The 19,982-nt window shown below is 70.6% G+C and carries 13 protein-coding genes and 1 pseudogene; 11 read left to right on the top strand and 3 right to left on the bottom strand.

Translation table 11 applies throughout. From position 1 onward, the window contains the following. Positions 1-34: 34 nt before the first annotated feature. From FHS44_RS28400 to ilvC, 6 genes and pseudogenes are all read left to right on the top strand, one after another. Complete coding sequence (locus FHS44_RS28400) at positions 35-2,119, top strand: VanW family protein (RefSeq protein WP_184720120.1); 2,085 nt, start codon at positions 35-37, stop codon at positions 2,117-2,119. Between the two features lie 431 nt (positions 2,120-2,550). Then, on the top strand, positions 2,551-3,459 hold the full coding sequence (locus FHS44_RS28395) for a 2-hydroxyacid dehydrogenase (protein WP_184720118.1): 909 nt from the start codon (positions 2,551-2,553) through the stop codon (positions 3,457-3,459). Between the two features lie 177 nt (positions 3,460-3,636). Beyond that, positions 3,637-6,465 carry a putative bifunctional diguanylate cyclase/phosphodiesterase gene (locus FHS44_RS28390; RefSeq protein ID WP_184720116.1) on the top strand — a complete coding sequence of 943 codons (2,829 nt, stop codon included), beginning with the start codon at positions 3,637-3,639 and terminating at the stop codon, positions 6,463-6,465. Between the two features lie 291 nt (positions 6,466-6,756). Next, a pseudogene (locus FHS44_RS28385) lies at positions 6,757-8,511 on the top strand (acetolactate synthase large subunit); the annotation flags it as partial. Between the two features lie 73 nt (positions 8,512-8,584). Beyond that, complete coding sequence (gene ilvN / locus FHS44_RS28380; protein WP_184720112.1) at positions 8,585-9,109, top strand: acetolactate synthase small subunit; 525 nt, start codon at positions 8,585-8,587, stop codon at positions 9,107-9,109. A 39-nt stretch (positions 9,110-9,148) separates the two neighbouring features. Then, positions 9,149-10,138, top strand: a complete 990-nt coding sequence (ilvC, locus tag FHS44_RS28375) for a ketol-acid reductoisomerase (protein WP_513767224.1) — start codon at positions 9,149-9,151, stop codon at positions 10,136-10,138. A 59-nt stretch (positions 10,139-10,197) separates the two neighbouring features. Here ilvC and FHS44_RS28370 read toward each other — a convergent pair whose 3' ends face one another. Then, positions 10,198-10,998, bottom strand: coding sequence for a CAP domain-containing protein (locus tag FHS44_RS28370; RefSeq protein ID WP_246436162.1), 801 nt, complete (start codon positions 10,996-10,998; stop codon positions 10,198-10,200). A gap of 208 nt (positions 10,999-11,206) precedes the next feature. Between FHS44_RS28370 and FHS44_RS28365 the strand changes: the two genes are divergently transcribed. After that, entirely contained in the window at positions 11,207-12,574 is a 1,368-nt protein-coding gene (locus FHS44_RS28365) for an MFS transporter (protein WP_184720104.1), read from the top strand. Here the strand turns inward: FHS44_RS28365 and FHS44_RS28360 are convergent. After that, entirely contained in the window at positions 12,555-13,100 is a 546-nt protein-coding gene (locus FHS44_RS28360; RefSeq protein ID WP_184720102.1) for an FHA domain-containing protein, read from the bottom strand. The two genes, FHS44_RS28365 and FHS44_RS28360, sit on opposite strands and share 20 nt — an antisense overlap. Before the next feature lie 88 nt (positions 13,101-13,188). Between FHS44_RS28360 and FHS44_RS28355 the strand changes: the two genes are divergently transcribed. From FHS44_RS28355 to FHS44_RS28345, 3 genes are read left to right on the top strand one after another with little or no spacing between them, the layout of a single operon-like run. Further along, the gene (locus tag FHS44_RS28355) at positions 13,189-13,725 is read left to right on the top strand and encodes a PadR family transcriptional regulator (RefSeq protein WP_184720101.1); all 537 of its coding nucleotides are present in this window, start codon (positions 13,189-13,191) and stop codon (positions 13,723-13,725) included. Then, positions 13,722-14,429, top strand: coding sequence for an ABC transporter ATP-binding protein (locus FHS44_RS28350; RefSeq protein ID WP_184720099.1), 708 nt, complete (start codon positions 13,722-13,724; stop codon positions 14,427-14,429). The genes FHS44_RS28355 and FHS44_RS28350 overlap by 4 nt, the downstream gene beginning before the upstream one ends. Further along, entirely contained in the window at positions 14,426-17,044 is a 2,619-nt protein-coding gene (locus FHS44_RS28345; RefSeq protein WP_184720097.1) for an FtsX-like permease family protein, read from the top strand. Before FHS44_RS28350 ends, FHS44_RS28345 begins: the two co-directional genes overlap by 4 nt. A 43-nt stretch (positions 17,045-17,087) precedes the next feature. On the opposite strand, the gene FHS44_RS28340 is transcribed toward FHS44_RS28345, so the two are convergent. Further along, entirely contained in the window at positions 17,088-17,969 is an 882-nt protein-coding gene (locus FHS44_RS28340; RefSeq protein ID WP_184720094.1) for a hypothetical protein, read from the bottom strand. A 208-nt stretch (positions 17,970-18,177) separates the two neighbouring features. Between FHS44_RS28340 and serA the strand changes: the two genes are divergently transcribed. Then, positions 18,178-19,767 (top strand): phosphoglycerate dehydrogenase, encoded by a 1,590-nt coding sequence (gene serA / locus FHS44_RS28335; protein ID WP_184720092.1) that lies wholly within the window; start codon positions 18,178-18,180, stop codon positions 19,765-19,767. Positions 19,768-19,982: the final 215 nt, after the last annotated feature.

Here is a 19,982-nt window from a genome sequence, read left to right as displayed (position 1 = left end):
AGCGGTGGCCACGAAGCAGGAGGAGCCTGAGGCAGTGCGGAACGGAGCGTCGACAGATCCGCCGACAGACCCGTTCTCTGCGGTGCCGCTGCCCTCGCACCCCGTCCCTCCCGGCGCCCGCGACCCCTCGCAGCCACCCGGCAGCAGGCCCAAGGGCCGTTCGAAGCTGCCCCCCGGCGTCTCACCCGACATCTTCGGCCCGACCGGTTCGCCCGGCCTGCTCGGCATGGGCGGTGCGGGAGGCCAGCAGGGACCCGTGAGCCCCGGTGGCCCCGGCCTCGGCGCGCCGGGACCATCCGGTTCGCTCGGTTCGCCCGGTTTGCCGCCACCGACCCCCAAGCCGGAGCCGTGGCGGGTCGCGGCTCCCCAGAACCCCGCCCCCGGTGACGCCGGACCTCCCGGGCGAAGGCCGTCCCGCGCGGAGGGAACGCCCCCGCGCCGTCGCGGACGCGGCCTGCTGCTGGCCCTGGTGCTCCTGGTGCTCGGCGGCCTGGCCTACGTCGTTCCCGCGATCGTCATGGCCGGGAAGATGCTGCCCGGCACCAGCGTCAGGGGCGTCGACATCGGCGGGCTGACCGCGACCGAGGCCGCCGACCGGCTCAGGGACAAACTCGCCGCCCCGGCGGGCAGCCCGATGACCGTGCGGGCCGCGGGCAAGGAGTACACCCTCGACCCAGAGGAGGCGGGGCTTGAGTTCGACGTCGTCGCGACGATCGACCAGGCGCCCAGCGACTTCCCCTCGCCGGGAGAGGTCTGGCGGGCTCTCACCGGGACCGACGACCTGGGGCCCAAGGTCTCCGTCGATCCGGAACTCATGAAGACCGCCGTCAGGGGGCTGGCGAGGAAGATCGACCTCAGGGTCAGGGACGGCGCGGTCACCTTCAAGGACACGCGCCCGGTGGCCGTGGCCCCCAGGGACGGCCGCAGACTGGAACAGAAGGCCGCGGCGGACGCCATCGCGAAGGCCTTCCTCGGCACGCCGGGCACCATCGACCTGCCCGTCTCGGTGATCAAGCCCAGAGCCACCCCCGAAGCCGTCGAGAAGGCCACGACCGAGGCGGCCAAGGCCCTGTCAGGCCCGGTGACCCTGGTCCGCGGCGACAGACGGGCACAGTTGACGGTCGGGACCCTCGCCGCCCACCTGACCTACGAACCCGACGACACGGGCGACATGCACCCGGTCTTCGACGCCAAGGGCGCGGTCGCCGACCTGGAGAACGGCCTCGTCGATCCGGGGCTGGCCCCGAAGGAGCCCACCTTCGAGATCGTCGGCAACAGGCCGAAGCTGGTCTCCGGTCGCAAGGGCCAGGGCGTCGACACCGAGAAACTCGCCGACGACATGGCCGCCCTGCTCGCCAAGGGCGGCGAACGGACCGTCCAGGTCACGCTCACGACCGTCGAACCGAGGCTCACCGACGCGCAGGCGCGGGCCCTCGGCATCAAGGAGAAGATCAGCGAGTTCACCACGCCGTACGTCTGCTGCCCGCCGAGGGTGACCAACATCCGCACCCTGGCCCGCATCATGGACGGCTACATCGTCAAGCCCGGCGAGACCTTCTCCCTCAACGGCGTCATCGGCGAACGCGACACGGCCAGGGGATTCGTCCCGGCGCCGATGATCCAGGGAGGCAGGCTGGTCGACTCGGTCGGCGGCGGCATCTCCCAGTTCGTCACCACGATGTACAACGCCGTGTTCTTCGGCGGCCTCGAAGACGTCCAGCACGTGCCGCACGAGTTCTACATCTCGCGCTACCCGGCGGGCCGCGAGTCCACGGTCTCCTGGCCGGAACCCGACTTCCGCTGGCGCAACGACTCCAAGTACGGCGTGCTGGTGAAGACGTCCTTCACCAACAGCGGCGTCACGGTCGCCTTCTGGAGCACCAAACGCTACGACATCGAGTCGATCTCCTCGGAACGCTACAACGTCACCCCCTTCAAGAGCGTCACCGAGAGCGGCCCGAAGTGCATCCCCATGGAAGGCCAGCAGGGCTTCACGATCGACGTCTGGCGCATCTTCAAACAAGACGGCGAAGAACTCAAACGCACCAAACAAACCACCATCTACCGCCCCGAACTCAACCTAAAGTGCGTGACAGGCGGAACCCCCCAAACAGAGTAGCTGTGCCCCTTTGCGACGCCTGGCGGCGTCGCGGGCTTGGGCGCCCGAAGTCGGTGACTTCCCTCGTCGTTCCTCCGCTGCGCTCCGTCACTCCTCAGTCCAGCTCACCGACGCGCCCAAGCCGACACTCTTCACGCTTGCCACCGGTACCCCAAACTCTTCACTCCTGGCGCCGGAGGTATTCGAACCGGTTGTGTGGGGACTGCTTTTGACTTGGCCTTACCGGTGCCGTGCGTGAGGAGTTTGGCTTGGGCGCGCCGACGCTTGGACTGAGGAGCGAAGGAGCGCCAGCGGATGAGCGACGAGGGAAAGCGTTGGCCTCAGGCGCCCAAGCCCCGCGGCGCCGAAGGCGCCGCAAAAGCAAGCACAGCCCCGCGCCGCCGCAGGCGCCGCAAAACAAGCACCCCAGGCGCCGCAAATAAGCTACCCCCATGAAAATCTGGGTCCCCTCGCAGGCCGCCGCTGATGTTGTTCGTGATCTTCCCGGGGTGGAGTGTGTCGTCTACGACGGGACGGGGCCGGTGCCCGAGGGGGTCGAGGAGGTCGAGGTCTGGGTTCCGCCGTTGATCCCGCCCTCGCGGGTGTCCGGACTGCTCGGTGAGATGCGTGGGCTGCGGCTGCTGCAGACGGTCACGGCGGGGGTGGACGCCTACCGGCCGCATCTGCCGGAGGGCGTGGTGCTGTGCAACGCGCGGGGGGTGCACGACGCGGGCACGGCGGAGTGGGCGGTCGGGGCCATGATCGCGGTGCTGCGGGAGTTCCCGGGGTTCGTCGCGGCCCAGGAGCGGGGGGAGTGGACCTACCACCACACCGGTGTGCTGGCCGACTCGACCGTGCTGATCGTCGGGTACGGCTCGATCGGCCAGGCGCTGGAACGGCGGCTCGACGGGTTCGAGGTGGACGTGGTGCGGGTCGCGCGGAGCGCGCGGGAGGGCGTCCACGGTCAGGACGAGCTGCCGGAGCTGTTGCCGAAGGCGGACGTGGTCGTGCTGCTGGTGCCCGCGACCCCCGCGACCACGGGGCTGGTCGACGCGGCCTTCCTGGCGGCGATGAAGGACGGCGCCCTGCTGGTGAACGCGGCCAGGGGCGGGGTTGTCGACACCGATGCCCTGCTGGCCGAGCTGGAGCGGGGCAGGCTGGTCGCCGCGCTCGACGTGACCGACCCGGAGCCGCTGCCCGCCGGTCACCCGCTGTGGTCGGCGCCCGGGGTCTTCATCACCCCGCACATCGCCGGGAGCAGTCCCGCCTCAGGACGTCGTCTGCTGAGGCTGCTGCGCTCCCAGCTGCTGCGTCACCTCGCCGGGGAGCAGCTTAAAAACGTGATCACCGGTTCGTACTGACCGGGAAAGGATTCCCGACCGTGGCTGCCTCGTGACCTCGGGTGCGTACGGTGAACTACTGCGAGACCGATCGCTCGCGCGGTTATCGGATCGGTGACGACTCCGGCGTTGTCACCATCCGCGTCGACCGGAGAGCACACACTGATCGTGTGCTGTCGTGGACGCGGACGACGAAGGATGACGCGTTCTCGACGGCAACGCGCGCACGGCAAGCGGAGGACCGCCGCGCACGCGAGACGAACCGACACCGATGGGCAGACGACATTGATCCGCTGGCGTGACCCCCGGGTAGCGCTGACCGCCGCGGCCCTGACAGGCGTGGTGGGGCTGGTTGCCGCCCTTCTCACCGGTGCCGCTGTTGTGATCGTCGGTGCGGTCGCCGGCGTTACGGCCGCGGCCCTCGCGGCGGTCTCGCTGTTCGCCGCGGCCCGCCGTCCGTCCGAGCGCGCCAGCGCGCTCGCCTGGCGCTGGCTCGCCGCCGGCAGTGCCACCTGGCTGGTCGGCATCGGGGTACGGCCACTGGCCGACGGGACGCCCTTCGTGGTGACGTTCGCCGATCTCGTCCTGCTCGCGGGCACCGCGATGCTCGCCGTCGGCACCGGTCTGTGCGCGGTCAGGCACGCGCGTGGCCAGGCGCTGTTACGCGACCTCGCCGACGCCTACGTCTGTGCGGCCTCGATCTTCGTCATCGGCTGGGTGCTGCTGTTCGGCCCGGCCTACCGTGACGCGGGGGACGCGGGCACCTTCGCGGTCACCCTCGCCTCACCGCTGCTCTGCCTGGTCCTGGCCTGCGCGGTCGGTCCGGCCGTCGTGCCCGCCAGGCGTTCGGCCTGGCCGGTCGGGCTCGCGGCGCTGGCCGTACTGGCCGCTGTCACCGCGTCCGAGACCGTCACCGCGCTGGCCAGGCTGACCGGCGACGCGCCGCCGCTCGGCCAGGTGTGGCTGGCGCCCGCAGCCTTCCTGCTGCTCGCCGCTGTCGCGTGGAGCGACCGTACGGCCCGCACGGAAACCCCGGACGAGACGGCCTGGGACACCACCTCGGAGGAGACGGCAGAGGAGCCCGCGGAGGAAGCGGAGGAGGCCGCGGAGCCGGAGCCGGAGGAGGAGTTGGTCGGGCAGACGGCCTCCTCGCTGGTCTCGGCGGCGCCGCTGGTCCTGGTTGTGGCCGCCGCGATCGTCGTGCTCCTGCGGGTGCTCGGCGGCGGCGTCCAGGGGCCGGTGCCCGTGCTGGCCCTGGTGTCCGTCTCGGTGGTCGTCGTCCTGGTGCTGCGTCTCTTCGTGGTGCTGATGGAGATCGGCGGGCTGCGGCGCCTGGTCGACCTCGGGGAACGGCAGTTGCACGACCTGGCGGAGAGCACCGGGGATGTGGTCCTGCTGTGCGACTACGACGGCGTGGTGCGTGAGATCGGCGAGGGCGTCGAGACGACGTACGGCTACCGCCCAGAGGAACTGGTCGGCGGGCGGATCTTCGACTACATCCACCCCGAGGACGTGCCCGCCATCCAGGTGGCGATGCGCGCGATGAGCCTGGACGAGGAGCCGGAGGAGGGGGCCGGGACCTGCATGGTCGCCTGCCGGGTCAGGGCCTCGGACGGCACCTGGCGGCCGACGGAGTCGGTCGCGACCCGCAGGGTCCGCGGTGAGGAACTGCTGCTGGTGACCACCAGGGACGTCAGCGACCAGGAGGCCCTGCGCAACCAGGTCGCCCACCTGACCTTCCACGACGGCGTCACCGGCCTGCCGAACCGGGCCTACTTCGAGGAGCGCACCCGGGAGGTGCTCGCCCGTCCCGGCGTGTGCCCCGCCGCCGTGGTCTTCCTCGACCTGGACGGCTTCACCGCGGTCAACGACTCGGTCGGTCACGCCAGCGGCGACTACCTGCTGGGTCAGGCGGCCCGCAGGTTGCGCGCCGCCGTACGGGCCGATGACACGTTGGCGCGGTGGGGCGGGGACGAGTTCGCGGTGCTGCTCGAAGGGGCGGCGGACGCCCAGACGGCGGTGGACATGGCCGAGCGGCTGGTCCGTACGGTCTCCTCCGAGCCGTTCAGGGTGGCCGACCGCGACGTCGCGCTGACCGCGAGCGTGGGGGTCGCCTTCGCCGACGAGGACGTCTCCTCGGCCGACCTGATCCGCAACGCGGACGTGGCGATGGCCCGTGCGAAGGAGCTGGGAGGGCGCCGGGTCGAGGTGTTCGCCGCGCACATGCACACCGATGTGGTCCGGCGTCTGGAACTGGCCGCCGACCTGCAGCGGGCGCTGCTGGAGAACCAGTTCGCGATCGAGTACCAGCCGGTCGTCGATCTGGCCACCTCGCGCGTCACCGCGGTCGAGGCGCTGGTGCGCTGGTGGCGGGGGAGCGCGTTCGTGCCGCCTGAGCTGTTCCTCGGCCCGGCGGAGGACACCGGCCTGATCGTGCCGCTGAGCGAGTGGATCCTGCGTGAGGCCTGCCGGGAGGTCGCCACCTGGCACGCCTCCTCGTGGAAGATCGGCCTGTCGCTGAACCTGTCGGCCCGTCAGATCATGGCGCCGCGCTTCGTGGAGAGCGTCGAGTCGGCCCTGTCGGAGAGCGGCCTGCCGCCCAGCGCGCTGACCCTGGAGGTCATCGAGGAGATGCTGGTCGAGGACGCCGAGGAGATCGTCAACCGCCTGTCCGAGCTCCGCGAGCTGGGTGTACGGCTGGCCATCGACGACTTCGGCACCGGCTACGCCTCGCTCGCCCTGCTGCGGCAGCTCCCGGTCGACATGATCAAGATCGACCCCTCCTTCGTCTCAGGACTCGGACGCGACGAGACGCTGACCCTGCTGACCCGCACGATCGTACGGCTCGGCCACGACCTCGGCCTGATCGTGGTCGCCGAGGGCATCGAGCGCCCCGAGCAGCTCGAACTGCTGCGGGAGATGGGCTGCACCAGGGGGCAGGGCTTCCTGGTCGCGCGGCCGATGGCGGCACGCGGGGTGGACTCCCTCATGCACAGCGACATGCCGAGCATGCCGAGCGGCGTCTGACGGACCCGGCGTTCTCGCTGGTCAGCGACCCGGGGTGAAAAAAGCCCCGTCCAGGTTCCCACGCTTTTCCGTCTCGGATAATGAGACTCCCGTCCCATGAATTTGACGTGGGACCTGTGTGTCGGCCAAGGTGGACCCATGCATCACCGTGGGATTCTCGTAGTACTTCGCCGGCGCGCAGGCCGATAGCGAAGCACCTCGTCCTGCGCGCCGCCCCAGCTCCGCCATCCCAGGCGGGATGGGGCATTTTTTATGCCGTTGTAGAGCTCAACCCCATCACACACGCTCAGCCACACAAGGAACGAGCCGATGACCGAACAGATGACAGGAGCCCAGGCCCTCGTGAGGGCACTGGAGAACGTCGGAGTCGACACTGTGTTCGGGATTCCGGGCGGCGCGATTCTTCCCGCCTACGATCCCCTATACGACTCTGTCAAGGTCCGGCACGTGCTCGTACGGCACGAGCAGGGCGCCGGGCACGCCGCCCAGGGCTACGCCCAGGCCACGGGCAAGGTCGGGGTCTGCATGGCGACCAGCGGCCCCGGAGCCACCAACCTGGTCACGCCGATCGCCGACGCCTACATGGACTCGGTCCCGATCGTCGCGATCACCGGCCAGGTGACCAGCGCTGCCATCGGCACCGACGCCTTCCAGGAAGCCGACATCTCCGGCATCACCATGCCGATCACCAAGCACAACTTCCTGGTGACCGACCCCGCCGACATCGCCAGGACGATCGTCGAGGCCTTCCACATCGCGGGGACGGGTCGCCCGGGCCCGGTGCTCGTGGACATCTCCAAGGACGCCCTAACCAACAAGACCGTCTTCCAGTGGCCCCCGGTGATGCAGCTCCCCGGCTACCGCCCGGTGACCAGGCCGCACTCCAAGCAGATCCGCGAGGCGGCCAAGCTGATCGCCGAGGCCAAGCGCCCCGTCCTGTACGTGGGCGGCGGCGTGCACAAGGCCAGGGCGGCGGCGGAGCTGCTTGAGTTCGCCGAGCTGACCGGCATCCCCGTCGTCACCACGCTGATGGCGCGCGGCACCTTCCCCGACAGCCACCGCCAGCACCTGGGCATGCCCGGCATGCACGGCTCGGTGCCCGCCGTGGGCGCGCTGCAGCGCGCCGACCTGCTCGTCGGGCTCGGCGTCCGCTTCGATGACCGCGTCACCGGCAACCTGGACAGCTTCGCGCCGTTCGCCAAGGTCGTCCACGCCGACATCGACCCGGCCGAGATCTCCAAGAACCGGCACGCCGACGTCCCGATCGTCGGCGACTGCAAGGAGGTCATCACCGAGCTGATCAACGCGGTGCGCAACGAGAACCGCAAGGGCGACTACAGCGAGTGGTGGCGGCAGCTCGACGCCTACCGGGAGACCTACCCGCTCGGCTACACCGAGTTCGAGGACGGCTCCATCGCCCCGCAGTACGTCATGCAGCGGCTGAGCGCGATCGTCGGCCCCGACGCGATCTACACCGCGGGCGTCGGCCAGCACCAGATGTGGGCCTCCCAGTTCATCGGCTACGAGAACCCCGGCTCCTTCATCAACTCCGGTGGCGCGGGCACGATGGGCTTCGCCGTCCCCGCCGCGATGGGGGCGAAGATGGGCAGGCCCGACACCACGGTGTGGGCAGTGGACGGCGACGGCTGCTTCCAGATGACCAACCAGGAGCTGGCCACCTGCGCCATCGAGGGTGTGCCGATCAAGGTCGCGGTCATCAACAACGGCAACCTCGGCATGGTCAGGCAGTGGCAGACGCTCTTCTACAACCAGCGCTACTCCAACACCAACCTGCAGCAGGTCCGCCGCATCCCCGACTTCGTGAAGCTGGCCGAGGCCTACGGCTGCGTCGGGCTGCGCTGCGAGCGCCCCGAGGACGTGGACGAGGTCATCAAGAAGGCGATGGAGATCAACGACGTGCCCGTCGTGATCGACTTCGTCGTCCACGAGGACGCCATGGTCTGGCCGATGGTCGCGGCAGGGACCAGCAACGACGACATCAAGTTCGCCCGTGACATGGCGCCCCTCTGGGACAGCGAGGACTAGCGGTGGGCGAGCGGACCGACAGGCACAGCGGTGCTCCGGCGTACGGCCGGGCGAGCCGGGCGAAGGGAATGGCATGAGCAGGCACACGCTCTCCGTGCTGGTCGAGAACAAGCCGGGCGTGCTCGCGCGCGTCGCGGCGTTGTTCAGCCGTCGCGGATTCAACATAGACTCGCTGGCGGTCGGGCCGACCGAGCACGAGGACATCTCCCGGATGACCATCGTGGTCAACGTCGAAGACCTCCCGCTTGAGCAGGTCACCAAGCAGCTCAACAAGCTGATCAACGTGCTCAAGATCGTGGAGCTCGACCCGGCACAGGCCGTGCACCGTGAACTCACCCTGATCAAGGTGCGGGCCGACGCCGAGAACCGTTCGAGCGTGCTTGAGTTGGTCAACCTCTTCCGGGCGCGCTGCGTGGACGTGGCTCCGGACGCCGTGACGATCGAGGTCACCGGCACTCCGGACAAGCTGCAGGCCTTCATCAAGCTGCTAGAGCCGTACGGCATCAAGGAGCTTGTCCAGTCGGGCATGGTGGCCATCGGCCGCGGTGCCCGTTCCATCACCGACCGTTCTCTCCGGGCCCTGGACCGGAGCGCGTAGCCGTACGAGCCGTACGAGAAAACCCGAAAGGTTAAGCGAGTGACTGAGATCTTCTACGACGACCAGGCCGACCTGTCGATCATCCAGGGCCGGCACGTGGCCGTCCTGGGCTACGGCAGCCAGGGCCACGCCCACGCCCTCTCCCTGAGGGACTCCGGCGTGGACGTCCGGGTCGGTCTGCCCGAGGGCTCCAAGAGCCGCGAGAAGGCGGAGGCCGACGGCCTGCGCGTTCTCACGCCCTCGGAGGCCGTCGAAGAGGCCGACCTGACCATGATCCTCGCGCCGGACCACATCCAGCGCCACCTCTACGCCGAGCACGTGGCCCCGAACCTCGTCGAGGGCGACGCGCTGTTCTTCGGCCACGGCCTCAACATCCGCTACGGCCTCATCGAGGCGCCGCAGGGCGTGGACGTGGCCATGGTCGCTCCCAAGGGCCCCGGTCACCTCGTCCGCCGCCAGTACACCGCCGGTCGCGGCGTGCCCTGTCTCGTCGCCGTCGAGAAGGACGCCAGCGGCAACGCCTGGGACCTGGCGCTGTCCTACGCCAAGGGCATCGGCGGCACCCGCGCGGGCGCGCTGAAGACGACCTTCACCGAGGAGACCGAGACCGACCTGTTCGGTGAGCAGGCCGTGCTGTGCGGCGGCGTCTCCGAGCTGATCAAGGCCGGGTTCGAGACGCTGATCGAGGCCGGTTACCAGCCCGAGGTCGCCTACTTCGAGTGCCTGCACGAGATGAAGCTGATCGTCGACCTGATGTACGAGGGCGGCATCCACAAGATGTACTGGTCGGTCTCCGACACCGCCGAGTACGGCGGCTACTCCCGTGGCCCGCGCGTGGTGACCGACGAGACCAAGGCGGAGATGCGCCGCATCCTGGCCGAGATCCAGTCGGGCGAGTTCGCCAAGGAGCTCGTCGAGGAGTTCGACAGCGGCCAGAAGAAGTTCACCGCCTACCGCGAGGAACTGGCCGAGCACCCGATCGAGAAGACCGGCGCCAAGCTGCGTCCGATGATGAGCTGGCTCAAGTAGTCCAGACGACGCGAGGCCCGTGCCCCCGCGACGGGGGCACGGGCCTTTCGCGTGGGAGATCAGTGCTTGGCGAAGTCCTGGGTCCAGTAGGGGCCGCGTGAGCTGTTGGCCATGCCGATCCCGATGTGGGTGTAGGCGCAGTTCATGATGTTGCGCCGGTGACCCTCACTGTTCATCCAGGCGGTGACCACCGCGGCCGGGGTCCGCTGGCCCCAGGCGATGTTCTCCGCCCACGCCGACAGCGGACTGAAGCCGGACGCCTTGATCCGGGCGGTCATGGTCCTGCCGTCCTTCGAGGTGTGGCTGAAGTAGTTCTTGGCCGCCATGTCGGCCGAGTGCGCCTGGGCGGCCGCGCGGAGCCTGGGATCGTCCTTGAGCGCGGGGCAGCCACCGGCCTGCCGCCTGGCGTTGGTCAGCCGCAGCACCTCCTGGACGGGCTGGGGGATGGCGGTCCCCGCGGCGGCGGGGGCCTTCGCGGAGCAGGACAGGGTGGCGCTGCCCGAGCGGCCCGTGTTGCCCTGATAGTCGGTGACGACGGCGTAGTACACACCGGGGGCGCACTGCGCCGTCACGGTGACCCGCCCGTTGACGCCCCGCAGGGAGGCGCTCCTGACGACCGGGTCGGTGCCGGTCTTCTCCTGCATGATCCGGATGCGGACCAGGGCGCTCCCGGAGCACCCGACCCGCAGGGCGGAGGCCTGGATCCTGCCCGCGGAGGTCACGTAGGGGGCGTTGGCGTACACGCGGCACTCCGCCCGCTGCGTCGTCGTCGCGGCCTGGGCGCTCTGAACTGCGGTTACCGGCAGGCCGAGTGCCACCAGGCTCCCGGCACAGGCGAGTGCCCCCAGCGGTCTGCGCATGTTGTTTCCTCCAGATTGTTGGACACTGGATGGTTTCCGCATTCTGTCGGGGTTACGGGGCCCGTGTCACCAAGTTACGGAGAATAATCATGGGTTCCAGGTAAACCAGAGTGACCCACGAGGCGTCGGCGGGCAGCCGTACGACGATCCGGAAACGTTTCCGTCCTCAGGGCCCGCCGCCCGCGGGACCGTGCGCTTGAATGTGGCCATGGTCACGCCGGCGCCCGTCCCCGCACCCCTGGCCGTCCCCCGGGCGGTGCGTGTCGGCTACGGCGTCGGATCGGTCTGCACCGGGACGTTCTCCACGGTCCCCGGCCTGCTGCTGCTGTTCTACATGACGAACGTGCTGGCCGTTCCCGCGTGGGCCGCCGGGCTCGTGGTCTTCCTGCCCAAGGTGCTGGACCTGGTCCTGGCCCCCTGGGTCGGGCGGTGCTCCGACCACACGGTCTCCAGGCTCGGCGCGCGGCGCCCCTGGATGCTGGTCGGCACGCTGACCCTGCCCGTGGCCTTCGCGCTGACCTTCGCCGGGCCGCCGCTCACCGGCCTGCCCGCCGCGCTGTACGTCGCGGTCTGCTACCTGGCGACCGCGACCGCCTACGCCTTCTACGAGGTGCCCTACAAGGCGATGGCCGCGGAGATGACCGACGACTACCACGAGCGTTCGGCGCTGCTGCAGTGGAAGATGGTCTTCGTCGGGGGCGCGATCCTGCTGTCGGGCTCCTTCGCCCCGGCCATCGCGGGCGGCGAGGTCGCCGGTTACCGGCTGATGGGCCTGCTCGTCGCGGGCGTGCTGCTGGTCTCCATGCTCGCCTCCTTCTTCGGTACGGCCCGCGTCCCCGGCCCCGAGGTCACCGAGGCGCGTGGGGCGGGTCCCTCGATCAGGGCGCAGTTCGCCGAGGCCCGGTCGAGCGGGGCGTTCATGCCGCTGCTCGCACTCGGCTGCGCGCAGATGTTCGCCGCCGGGGTGCTGCTCGCGGGCGCGCCGTACTTCGCCACCTACATCCTGGGCGACCCGGGGGCCGTCACCACGCTCTTCATGTGCGTCGTCGGGCCGCTGCTGGTCACGATGCCGCTGTGGGTGCGGTTGTCCAGGCGCTACGACAAACGGGGCGCGATGGCCCTGGGCTCGGCGTTGTTCGCGGCGGGCGCGGCGGGAACGGCTCTCTCGGGAAGCCTGGGACCCGTGTACGCGCATCTGTGCCTGCTCGTCGTCGGTGTCGGCTACGCCGGGCTGCAACTGCTGCAGGTGTCGATGCTGGCCGACGTCGTGGCCCACGACACGCTGGTGACCGGTGGGCGGCGCGCCGGTTCTTTCACCGGGCTCTGGGCGGCGTGCGAGACCGTGGTCTTCGCGCTCGGCGCGCTCGTGCTCGGCTGGCTGCTCGGCGCCGCGGGCTTCGTCGAGTCGGGCGGGACGAACCCGGTCGCGCAGCCGGAGACCGCGATGGCGGCCACGCTGTACGGCGGGACCCTGCTGCCCGCCGTGTTCGCCGGGATCAGCCTGCTGCTGGCCCGGCGCTACCCCCTGACCGCGCAGGCGCTCGCGGCGAAGAGGGTCAGCCCAACTGGGGAGTGATCACCAGGAAGACGCAGTCGCCGAAGGACACGACGTCCCCGGGACGGACCTTCGCGGGGCCGACCAGCCGCCAGTCGTTGAGCCGGGTGCCGTTGAGCGAGCCGAGATCGACGACGATCCAGCCCTCCGCGTCACGGCGCAGCTCGGCGTGGACCCGGGAGACGGTCAGGTCGGCCAGGACCAGGTCGCAGGCCGAGCCCCGGCCGACCACGTAGCGGGTGCGGTTGTCCCCGGGCAGCGCGAGCCTGGGCAGCCTCGGGCGCCGCCAGGCCGACTCCACGCGTTTGGTGAAGTCGGAGGCGGAGGAGACGATCTCGGTGACCATCCGACGGAAGCGGCCGCGTTGCGGCAGATCAGCGACCAGGTTCTCGAGCTCGCCCTGACTCTGGGCGCGCAGGGCCATGTCCACCCGGCCGAGGAACGTGTCGTGCGAGAGGTGACCCTCGACGGCGCGGTCACGAAGCTCGTTGATCGCACGATCGCGGTCCCCGTCGGAGGCGCGGGCCGGGGGATGCGTCGAGCTCATCCCCCGAGTATCCGCCCCAGCGGTGGAACCTGTCCAGAATATGCGGATCTCTTGCGACAGCCATACCGGGTATGCATACTCAGTATTCATGGCGATCAAGCAAGGACTCCTCGCTCTCCTGAGCCGGGGACCCCGCTACGGCTACCAGTTGCGGGCCGAGTTCGAGGCGTCGACGGGGGCGACCTGGCCCCTCAATATCGGCCAGGTCTACACGACGCTCTCCCGCCTTGGGCGCGACGGTCTGGTCGCGCCGGGCGAGCAGGACGAGCAGGGGCGGGTCGTCTACACGATCACCGAGGCCGGTCTGGCCGAGATGGAGCGATGGTTCAGCACCCCCGTCGCCCAGTCGGACCGGCCTCGGGACGAGCTTGTCATCAAGCTCGCCATGGCGGTCGCCGCGGGCACCGACGTACGGCCCGTCATCCAGGCCCAGCGCGTGGCGACCATGCGCACGCTGCAAGGACTTACCCGTGCGAAACGGGCGAACGCGGAGAGTCCAGCGCAACGGCTGGTCATCGACTCCATGATCTTCCAGTCCGAGGCCGAACAGCGCTGGCTCGACCACTGCGAGGCCGTGCTCGCGGCCTCGTCCCAGACGCATCAGACGCAGGAGAGACAACCATGAGCTCAGAACCGGTCCTACGGCTCGCGGACGTGACCCGCGTCCACGGCGACGGGCCGCAGGCCGTACGGGCGTTGCGAGGGGTGAGCCTGGACGTCACAGCGGGGGAGCTGATCGCGGTGATGGGCCCCTCCGGCTCGGGCAAGTCGACGCTGCTCAATCTCGCGGGCGGCCTGGACACCCCGACCTCGGGCGAGGTGGCCGTCGAGGGCACGTCGCTGACGGGCATGCGGGCGGGGGACCTCGCCGGGCTGCGCCGCCGTCACGTCGGCTACGTCTTCCAGGATCTGAACCTGATCCCCTCGCTGACCGCCGTGGAGAACGTCATGCTCCCGCGCGAGCTGGACGGCGTCAGGGCGGGCCAGGCCCGGGGAGAGGCGAGGACGGTGCTGGCCGAGGTCGGCCTCGCCGACGTCGCGGACCGCTTCCCCGACGAGATCTCCGGCGGCCAGCGTCAGCGGGTCGCCATCGCCCGCGCGCTGGTCGGGCAGCGGCGGCTGATCCTGGCCGACGAGCCGACCGGCGCCCTCGACACCCCGACCGGCGACGAGGTCCTCCAGCTCCTGCGCACCCGCTGCGACGCGGGAGCGGCGGTCCTCCTCGTCACCCACGAACCCCGCTACGCCGCCTGGGCCGACCGGGTGGTCTTCCTGCGGGACGGGGAGATCGCCGACGCGACCTCCGCTCCCCTGGAGAGCGCCCGATGAGCGCCCTGCTCGCCGCGCTGCGGATCTCCCGCAGGGACATGTGGCGCGCCAAGGCGCGCAGCGCGCTCATCGTGGTCATGATCGGCCTGCCGGTCCTGGCCGTCACCGCCGCCCTCACCCACTTCGCCACCCGCGACCTGACGTTCGAGGAGCGGGTGCCCATGCGCCTGGGCGCGGCCGACGCCAGGGTGGCCGACACGAGGGAAAGCGTGCCGATCAGGCAGGATGTGACCGGCGGGAACTGGGAACCACGCAGTGACAAGCCGCTCGAACCGAGGTCCCGGGAGCGGATCCAGGCCCTGCTCGGTCAGGGGGCGCGGGTCATCCCGTTCCGCTCGACCTCCGACGACTACTCGGCGGGCGGTCGGTACACCGGCATCAACGTCGTCGAGCTGGACCTGCGGGATCCGATGACGAAGGGCATGTTCCCCCTGCTGCAGGGGCGCTACCCGCAGAGCGCCGACGAGGTCGTGGTCACCGCCTCCAGGAAGGTCTCCGTCGGGACGACGATCCGCTACACCCGCCGCGGCGTGCCGAAACACGTGGTGGGCAGGGTGGTGGACCAGCAGACCGAGTACGGCGGCTCGCTCATCGGGCCGCCCGGCTCGCTGTTCCCCGCCCCGTCCGGCGACTCCCACACGTGGGACACCTGGCTGGCCGACCTGCCGTCCCCGCCCACCTGGACGGAGACGCTCCGCCTCAACCAGGCCGGGCTCGCCGTGACGTCCCCCGCGGTGCTCGCCGACCCGCCGCCGGTGGGGGACGGCCCGGGGCAGGCCCTCGACGACCACATGAGATCGGCCTGGACCGTCTCGGGAATGGTCGCGGCCGTCTCGGGGATCGCGCTTGCCGTGATCGAGGTCGTGCTGCTCGCGGGCCCCGCCTTCGCCGTCGGCATCCGTCGCCGCCGTAGGGAGCTCGCGCTCCTGTCCGCGCAGGGCGCCTCCGCCCGCCACCTCAAGCTGGTCGTGCTGGCCGACGGGCTGACCCTGGGGCTGGTCGCCGCCGTCCTCGGTTCGGTCCTCGGGGTAGGCGTCGCCAGGGTGGCCGCGGCCGTCATCGGGATCTGGCCGGACGGTGAGCTGGGGCCCTTCGAGGTGCCCGTCGGGCAGATCGCGCTGGTCGCCGCGCTCGGCCTGGTCAGCGGGGTCGTGGCGGCCGTGGTGCCCGCCGTGCAGGCGGCCAGGACGGACGCGGCCACGGTGCTCGCGGGCAGGCGTCCCACGGCGCGTGACCGGGCGGGCCGTCCGCTGGCGGGCCTGCTCCTGCTCGTGGCGGGGACGGCGACGATGCTCTACGGGACCGTGAGCATCGAGGCGCCGATCTATCTCGGTGGGACGCTGGGGCTGCTCGGCCTGGTCATGGTGACGCCCTGGCTGGTCAGGCGGATCGGTGGACTGGCCGGAGGGCTCCCGCTGCCCCTGCGGCTGGCCGCCAGGGACGCCTCCCGCAACCGGGGTCGTACGGCTCCCGCCGTCGTCGCGGTGCTGGCCGCGGCCGCGGTGTTCGGCACGGTCGCCGTCGGCGTCACCAGCTCGGCCGCGACGGCGGCGCGGGGGCCCTGGCCCTACTACCCGCAGGGCACGACGATGGTCTGGGGGGACGAGGTCCCCAAGGAGACCTGGGACAGGATCAGGTCGCTCCTCACCGAGGCGTTCCCGGGGACGACGCCGATCGAGACCTACCAGGCCCTCGACGGCGAGGGCAGGGCGCTGGACTTCGGCATGGAGCGTCGTCTCTGTAAGAACTGCTTCCTGCGGTCGGGGCCGCTGCGTGCCCTGCCCGTCGGCGGCCCCGACCTGCTGCGCCTTCTGCTGGGCCGTACCGACCGGGTGGCGGAGGCGGCGCTGGCCGAGGGCAAGGCGGTGATCTTCGATCCGGGCGCGGTCGGGAACGGCGAGGTCCGGCTGAACGTCACGGCTTTCGGAGCAGGGGGCGACGAGGACCCCACGGTCACCATGCCCGCGGTCGGGATCACCGTCCAGGGGCCCGCCCCCGTGCTCGGGGTCGCGCCGGTGGCGGCGGTGACCGGGGCGGGCTACGTCCCCGGTCCCAGCGGGTTCGTCATCCGTCAGGACGGCGCCCGCCTCGACCCGGAGCGGGCGCGGCGGCTCAGGGAGTCGGTGCGTGCGCTCGCCCCCGATGCCGGGGTTGAGGACACGGAGAACGTCGAGTCCGACAGGTTCGATTTCACCCTGTGGGTCATGGGGGCGCTGGCCTCGCTCGTGGTGCTCGGCGGCACGCTCGCCGCCGCGGGTCTCGCCGCCGCGGACGCCAGGCCCGACCTGGACACGCTCTCCGCGGTCGGGGCCAGACCCCGCACCCGCAGGACGGTGGCGGCGGGGCAGGCGGTGTTCGTCGCGGGCCTCGGGGTGCCCCTCGGCCTGCTGATCGGCCTGCTGCCCGGGTTCGCCATGTCGAGCCAGACGGCCCTGCAGCGCGACGCTCACCCGGAGGCCGGGTTCAACGGGGTCGCCTATCCGGCACCGGGGATGGTCTTCAGCGTCCCGTGGCTCACCCTCGTCGCCGTCGGCGTCGGGCTGCCGCTGCTGGCCGGGCTGATCGCCCTGGTCTTCGCCAGGACCAGGGTCACGATGACCCGCAGGCTGGGCTAGGTGCTTGGCGGCCCGTCCGGTGACGGGCCGCCGAACGCCGTCGTCAGCCGGGGGTGTTGGCGCAGACCACGTGGGCGCCGATCTCGATCATCCGCTGCTCGCTGCGCGCGTCGGCGACCCTGGCCATCAGGATCGGCGCCTCGCTGGCGGCGAGCTGCGGCAGCCGGGCGCGCACCCCCCGGTGGATGTCCCTGACCACGTCCTCGGCCGCCGACATGTGCACCTTGACGTGCAGCATGATGCCGGGCGCCCCCGAGGAGGTCTTGGCCTCGGAGATCCACACGTGGTGGACGAGCGGGTAGTCGGCGAGCACGTAGGAGATCGCGAACCGCAGCGCGGGCAGGATCGGGTGCGTGCAGCGCCCGTAGCCCGGATCGACCATCTGCATCGGCCCGGAAAGGTGGGGCCGGGGCGCGGGGATCCACGGCTGGGCGGCGGGCGCGGCCGGCACGGGGGTGGGGCCGGTGCGCTGGCCTGCCGCGGGAGCCACCGGGGGCGCCGAGGCGCGGGAGACCGTGGCCATCGCCCCGGTCGCGTACGCCGTCGGGGCCGTGCTCGACAGCGCGGGCGTCGGCCCGGTGCGGGTGGAGAGCAGATGGCGCTGGAGATCCTCGATCGGTACGGCCGCGGCCGCCGGGCCCGCGGCGTCGATCACGATCTCGCGAACGCCGGTGACCCGCTGGATGTCGAGGATGGTGTCGGCGTCACACGCTGAGAGGGCGTGGTTGCCGCGGTGGCGCGCGTAGGTGCTCTGCGAGGTGTAGCCGAGCAGCACCCGTTCACCGGCCTGGGTCGTGCCGAGCACGACCGAGCGATCAGGGCGCACGGCCACGAGGAGCCCGAAGTCGGCCAGCGCCGCCAGCAGCCGGTGTGGACTGCCGTGTTGCGCGAGTACGTCGCCGAGAGCGGGGTTCCCGATGCTCATACAAGGAACCTTAGGTAGTGAACCACGGCTTATCAGGGTAATCGCGAAGTTTTATCTAGATCAAGACCAACATGAATTTTCTAGGCATAGAAGGTGTACGGAGTGGGTAACCGTCTCGGATCCCGGGACACTCGTGAACGCGTTCACAAGCGCAGATAGACTACGTGAGGTCCGTCCGCAGCCTCCACGTCTCCAAAGGATCCAGCCCGTGAACAAGCCCGTCGTACTGGTCGCAGAGGAACTCTCCGAGGCAGGTCTCGCCGTCCTGGGAGCCGACTTCGAAGTCCGCCACACCGACGGCGCCGACCGCGCCCAGTTCCTGCCCGCCCTCGCCGACGTGGACGCGCTCATCGTGCGCAGCGCCACCCAGGTGGACGCGGAGGCCATCGCCGCCGCGCCCAAGCTCCGCGTCGTCGCCCGCGCCGGTGTCGGACTCGACAACGTCGACGTTGAGGCCGCGACCAAGGCAGGCGTCATGGTCGTCAACGCGCCCACCTCCAACATCACCAGCGCCGCCGAGCACACCGTCGCGCTGATCCTCGCCTCGGCCCGCAACGTCGCCCAGGCCCACGCCGCGCTCAAGGGCGGCGAGTGGAAGCGCTCGAAGTACACCGGCGTCGAGCTGGACGAGAAGGTCATCGGCATCCTGGGTCTCGGCAAGATCGGCCAGCTTGTCGCGCAGCGCCTGCAGCCGTTCGGCGTCGAGCTGATCGCCTACGACCCCTACCTGCAGCCCGCCCGCGCCGCGCAGATGGGCGTCAGGCTCGCCTCCCTTGAGGAGGTCCTGCGCGAGTCCGACTTCATCACCGTGCACCTGCCCAAGTCCAAGGAGACCATCGGGCTCATCGGTGACCGTGAGCTGCACCAGGTCAAGCCGTCGGTGCGCCTGGTCAACGTCGCCCGTGGCGGCATCATCGACGAGGGCGCCCTCTACTCGGCGATCAAGGAAGGCCGTGTCGCGGGCGCGGGCATCGACGTCTTCCCCAAGGAGCCCGTCACCGACAGCCCGCTGTTCGAGCTGGACCAGGTCGTCGTCACCCCGCACCTGGGCGCCTCGACCCACGAGGCCCAGGAGAAGGCCGGCACCCAGGTCGCGCGCAGCGTGAAGCTGGCCCTGGCGGGCGAGTTCGTGCCGGACGCCGTCAACGTCCAGGGCGGCGCCGTCGCCGAGGACGTCAAGCCCGGCCTGCCGCTCGCGGAGAAGCTCGGCCGCGTCTTCACCGCCCTCGCCGGTGAGGTCGCCACCAAGCTCGACGTCGAGGTCCGTGGCGAGATCGCCTCCCAGGACGTCCGCGTGATCGAGCTGGCCGCCCTCAAGGGCGTCTTCACCGACGTGGTCGAGGACTCCGTCACCTACGTCAACGCTCCGCTCCTGGCCAAGGACCGCGGCGTCACCGTCGAGCTGGTGACCAGCGCGGAGAGCCCCGACTGGCGCAACGTGGTGACCGTCCGCGGCGTCCTGGCCGACGGCCGCGCCGTCTCGGTCTCCGGCACGCTCTCCGGCCCTCGGCAGATCACGAAGATCGTCGAGGTCAACGGCTACCAGATGGAGATCGAGCCGACCGACCACCTGTCGTTCTTCACCTACGACGACCGTCCCGGCGTCGTCGGCATCGTCGGCCGCATCCTCGGCGACCACGGCATCAACATCGCCTCCATGCAGGTCGCCAGGGACGCCAAGGGCGGCAAGGCCCTCATCGCGCTGACCGTCGACTCGGCCATTCCGGTCGAGGTGCTCGACCAGATCGGCGGCGAGATCGGCGCCGACAGCGGCCGCTCGGTCGACCTGGCCGACTGACCGCACAGCACGGCTTCCACGGCCGCCGTCCCGGTTCACGGGGCGGCGGCCGTCCGTGTTTCCACCCCAACCGGTGTCTCAACATGTGAGAAGCCTGTACGAGGGGCGAGACGGATTTCGGAAGGCCGGGTATTATGGCTGGTAATGCGCCAGGTTCTCGTACTTATTACCTGCCGCGGCGAGGCCTGACACAGGGGCGGGCCGGCAACTCGCCG

This window comes from Streptosporangium saharense, assembly GCF_014203715.1.
Lineage (GTDB): Bacteria > Actinomycetota > Actinomycetes > Streptosporangiales > Streptosporangiaceae > Streptosporangium > Streptosporangium saharense.
This window is presented reverse-complemented; position numbering and strand designations above follow the sequence as displayed.

Coding starts and splice junctions, on each gene's coding strand:
- FHS44_RS28395 (WP_184720118.1), top strand. CDS start 2,551: ATGAAAATCTGGGTCCCCTCGCAGGCCGCCGCTGATGTTGTTCGTGAT.
- FHS44_RS28390 (WP_184720116.1), top strand. CDS start 3,637: ATGACGCGTTCTCGACGGCAACGCGCGCACGGCAAGCGGAGGACCGCC.
- ilvN (WP_184720112.1), top strand. CDS start 8,585: ATGAGCAGGCACACGCTCTCCGTGCTGGTCGAGAACAAGCCGGGCGTG.
- FHS44_RS28370 (WP_246436162.1), bottom strand. CDS start 10,998: ATGCGCAGACCGCTGGGGGCACTCGCCTGTGCCGGGAGCCTGGTGGCA.
- FHS44_RS28365 (WP_184720104.1), top strand. CDS start 11,207: ATGGTCACGCCGGCGCCCGTCCCCGCACCCCTGGCCGTCCCCCGGGCG.
- FHS44_RS28360 (WP_184720102.1), bottom strand. CDS start 13,100: ATGAGCTCGACGCATCCCCCGGCCCGCGCCTCCGACGGGGACCGCGAT.
- FHS44_RS28355 (WP_184720101.1), top strand. CDS start 13,189: ATGGCGATCAAGCAAGGACTCCTCGCTCTCCTGAGCCGGGGACCCCGC.
- FHS44_RS28350 (WP_184720099.1), top strand. CDS start 13,722: ATGAGCTCAGAACCGGTCCTACGGCTCGCGGACGTGACCCGCGTCCAC.
- FHS44_RS28345 (WP_184720097.1), top strand. CDS start 14,426: ATGAGCGCCCTGCTCGCCGCGCTGCGGATCTCCCGCAGGGACATGTGG.
- FHS44_RS28340 (WP_184720094.1), bottom strand. CDS start 17,969: ATGAGCATCGGGAACCCCGCTCTCGGCGACGTACTCGCGCAACACGGC.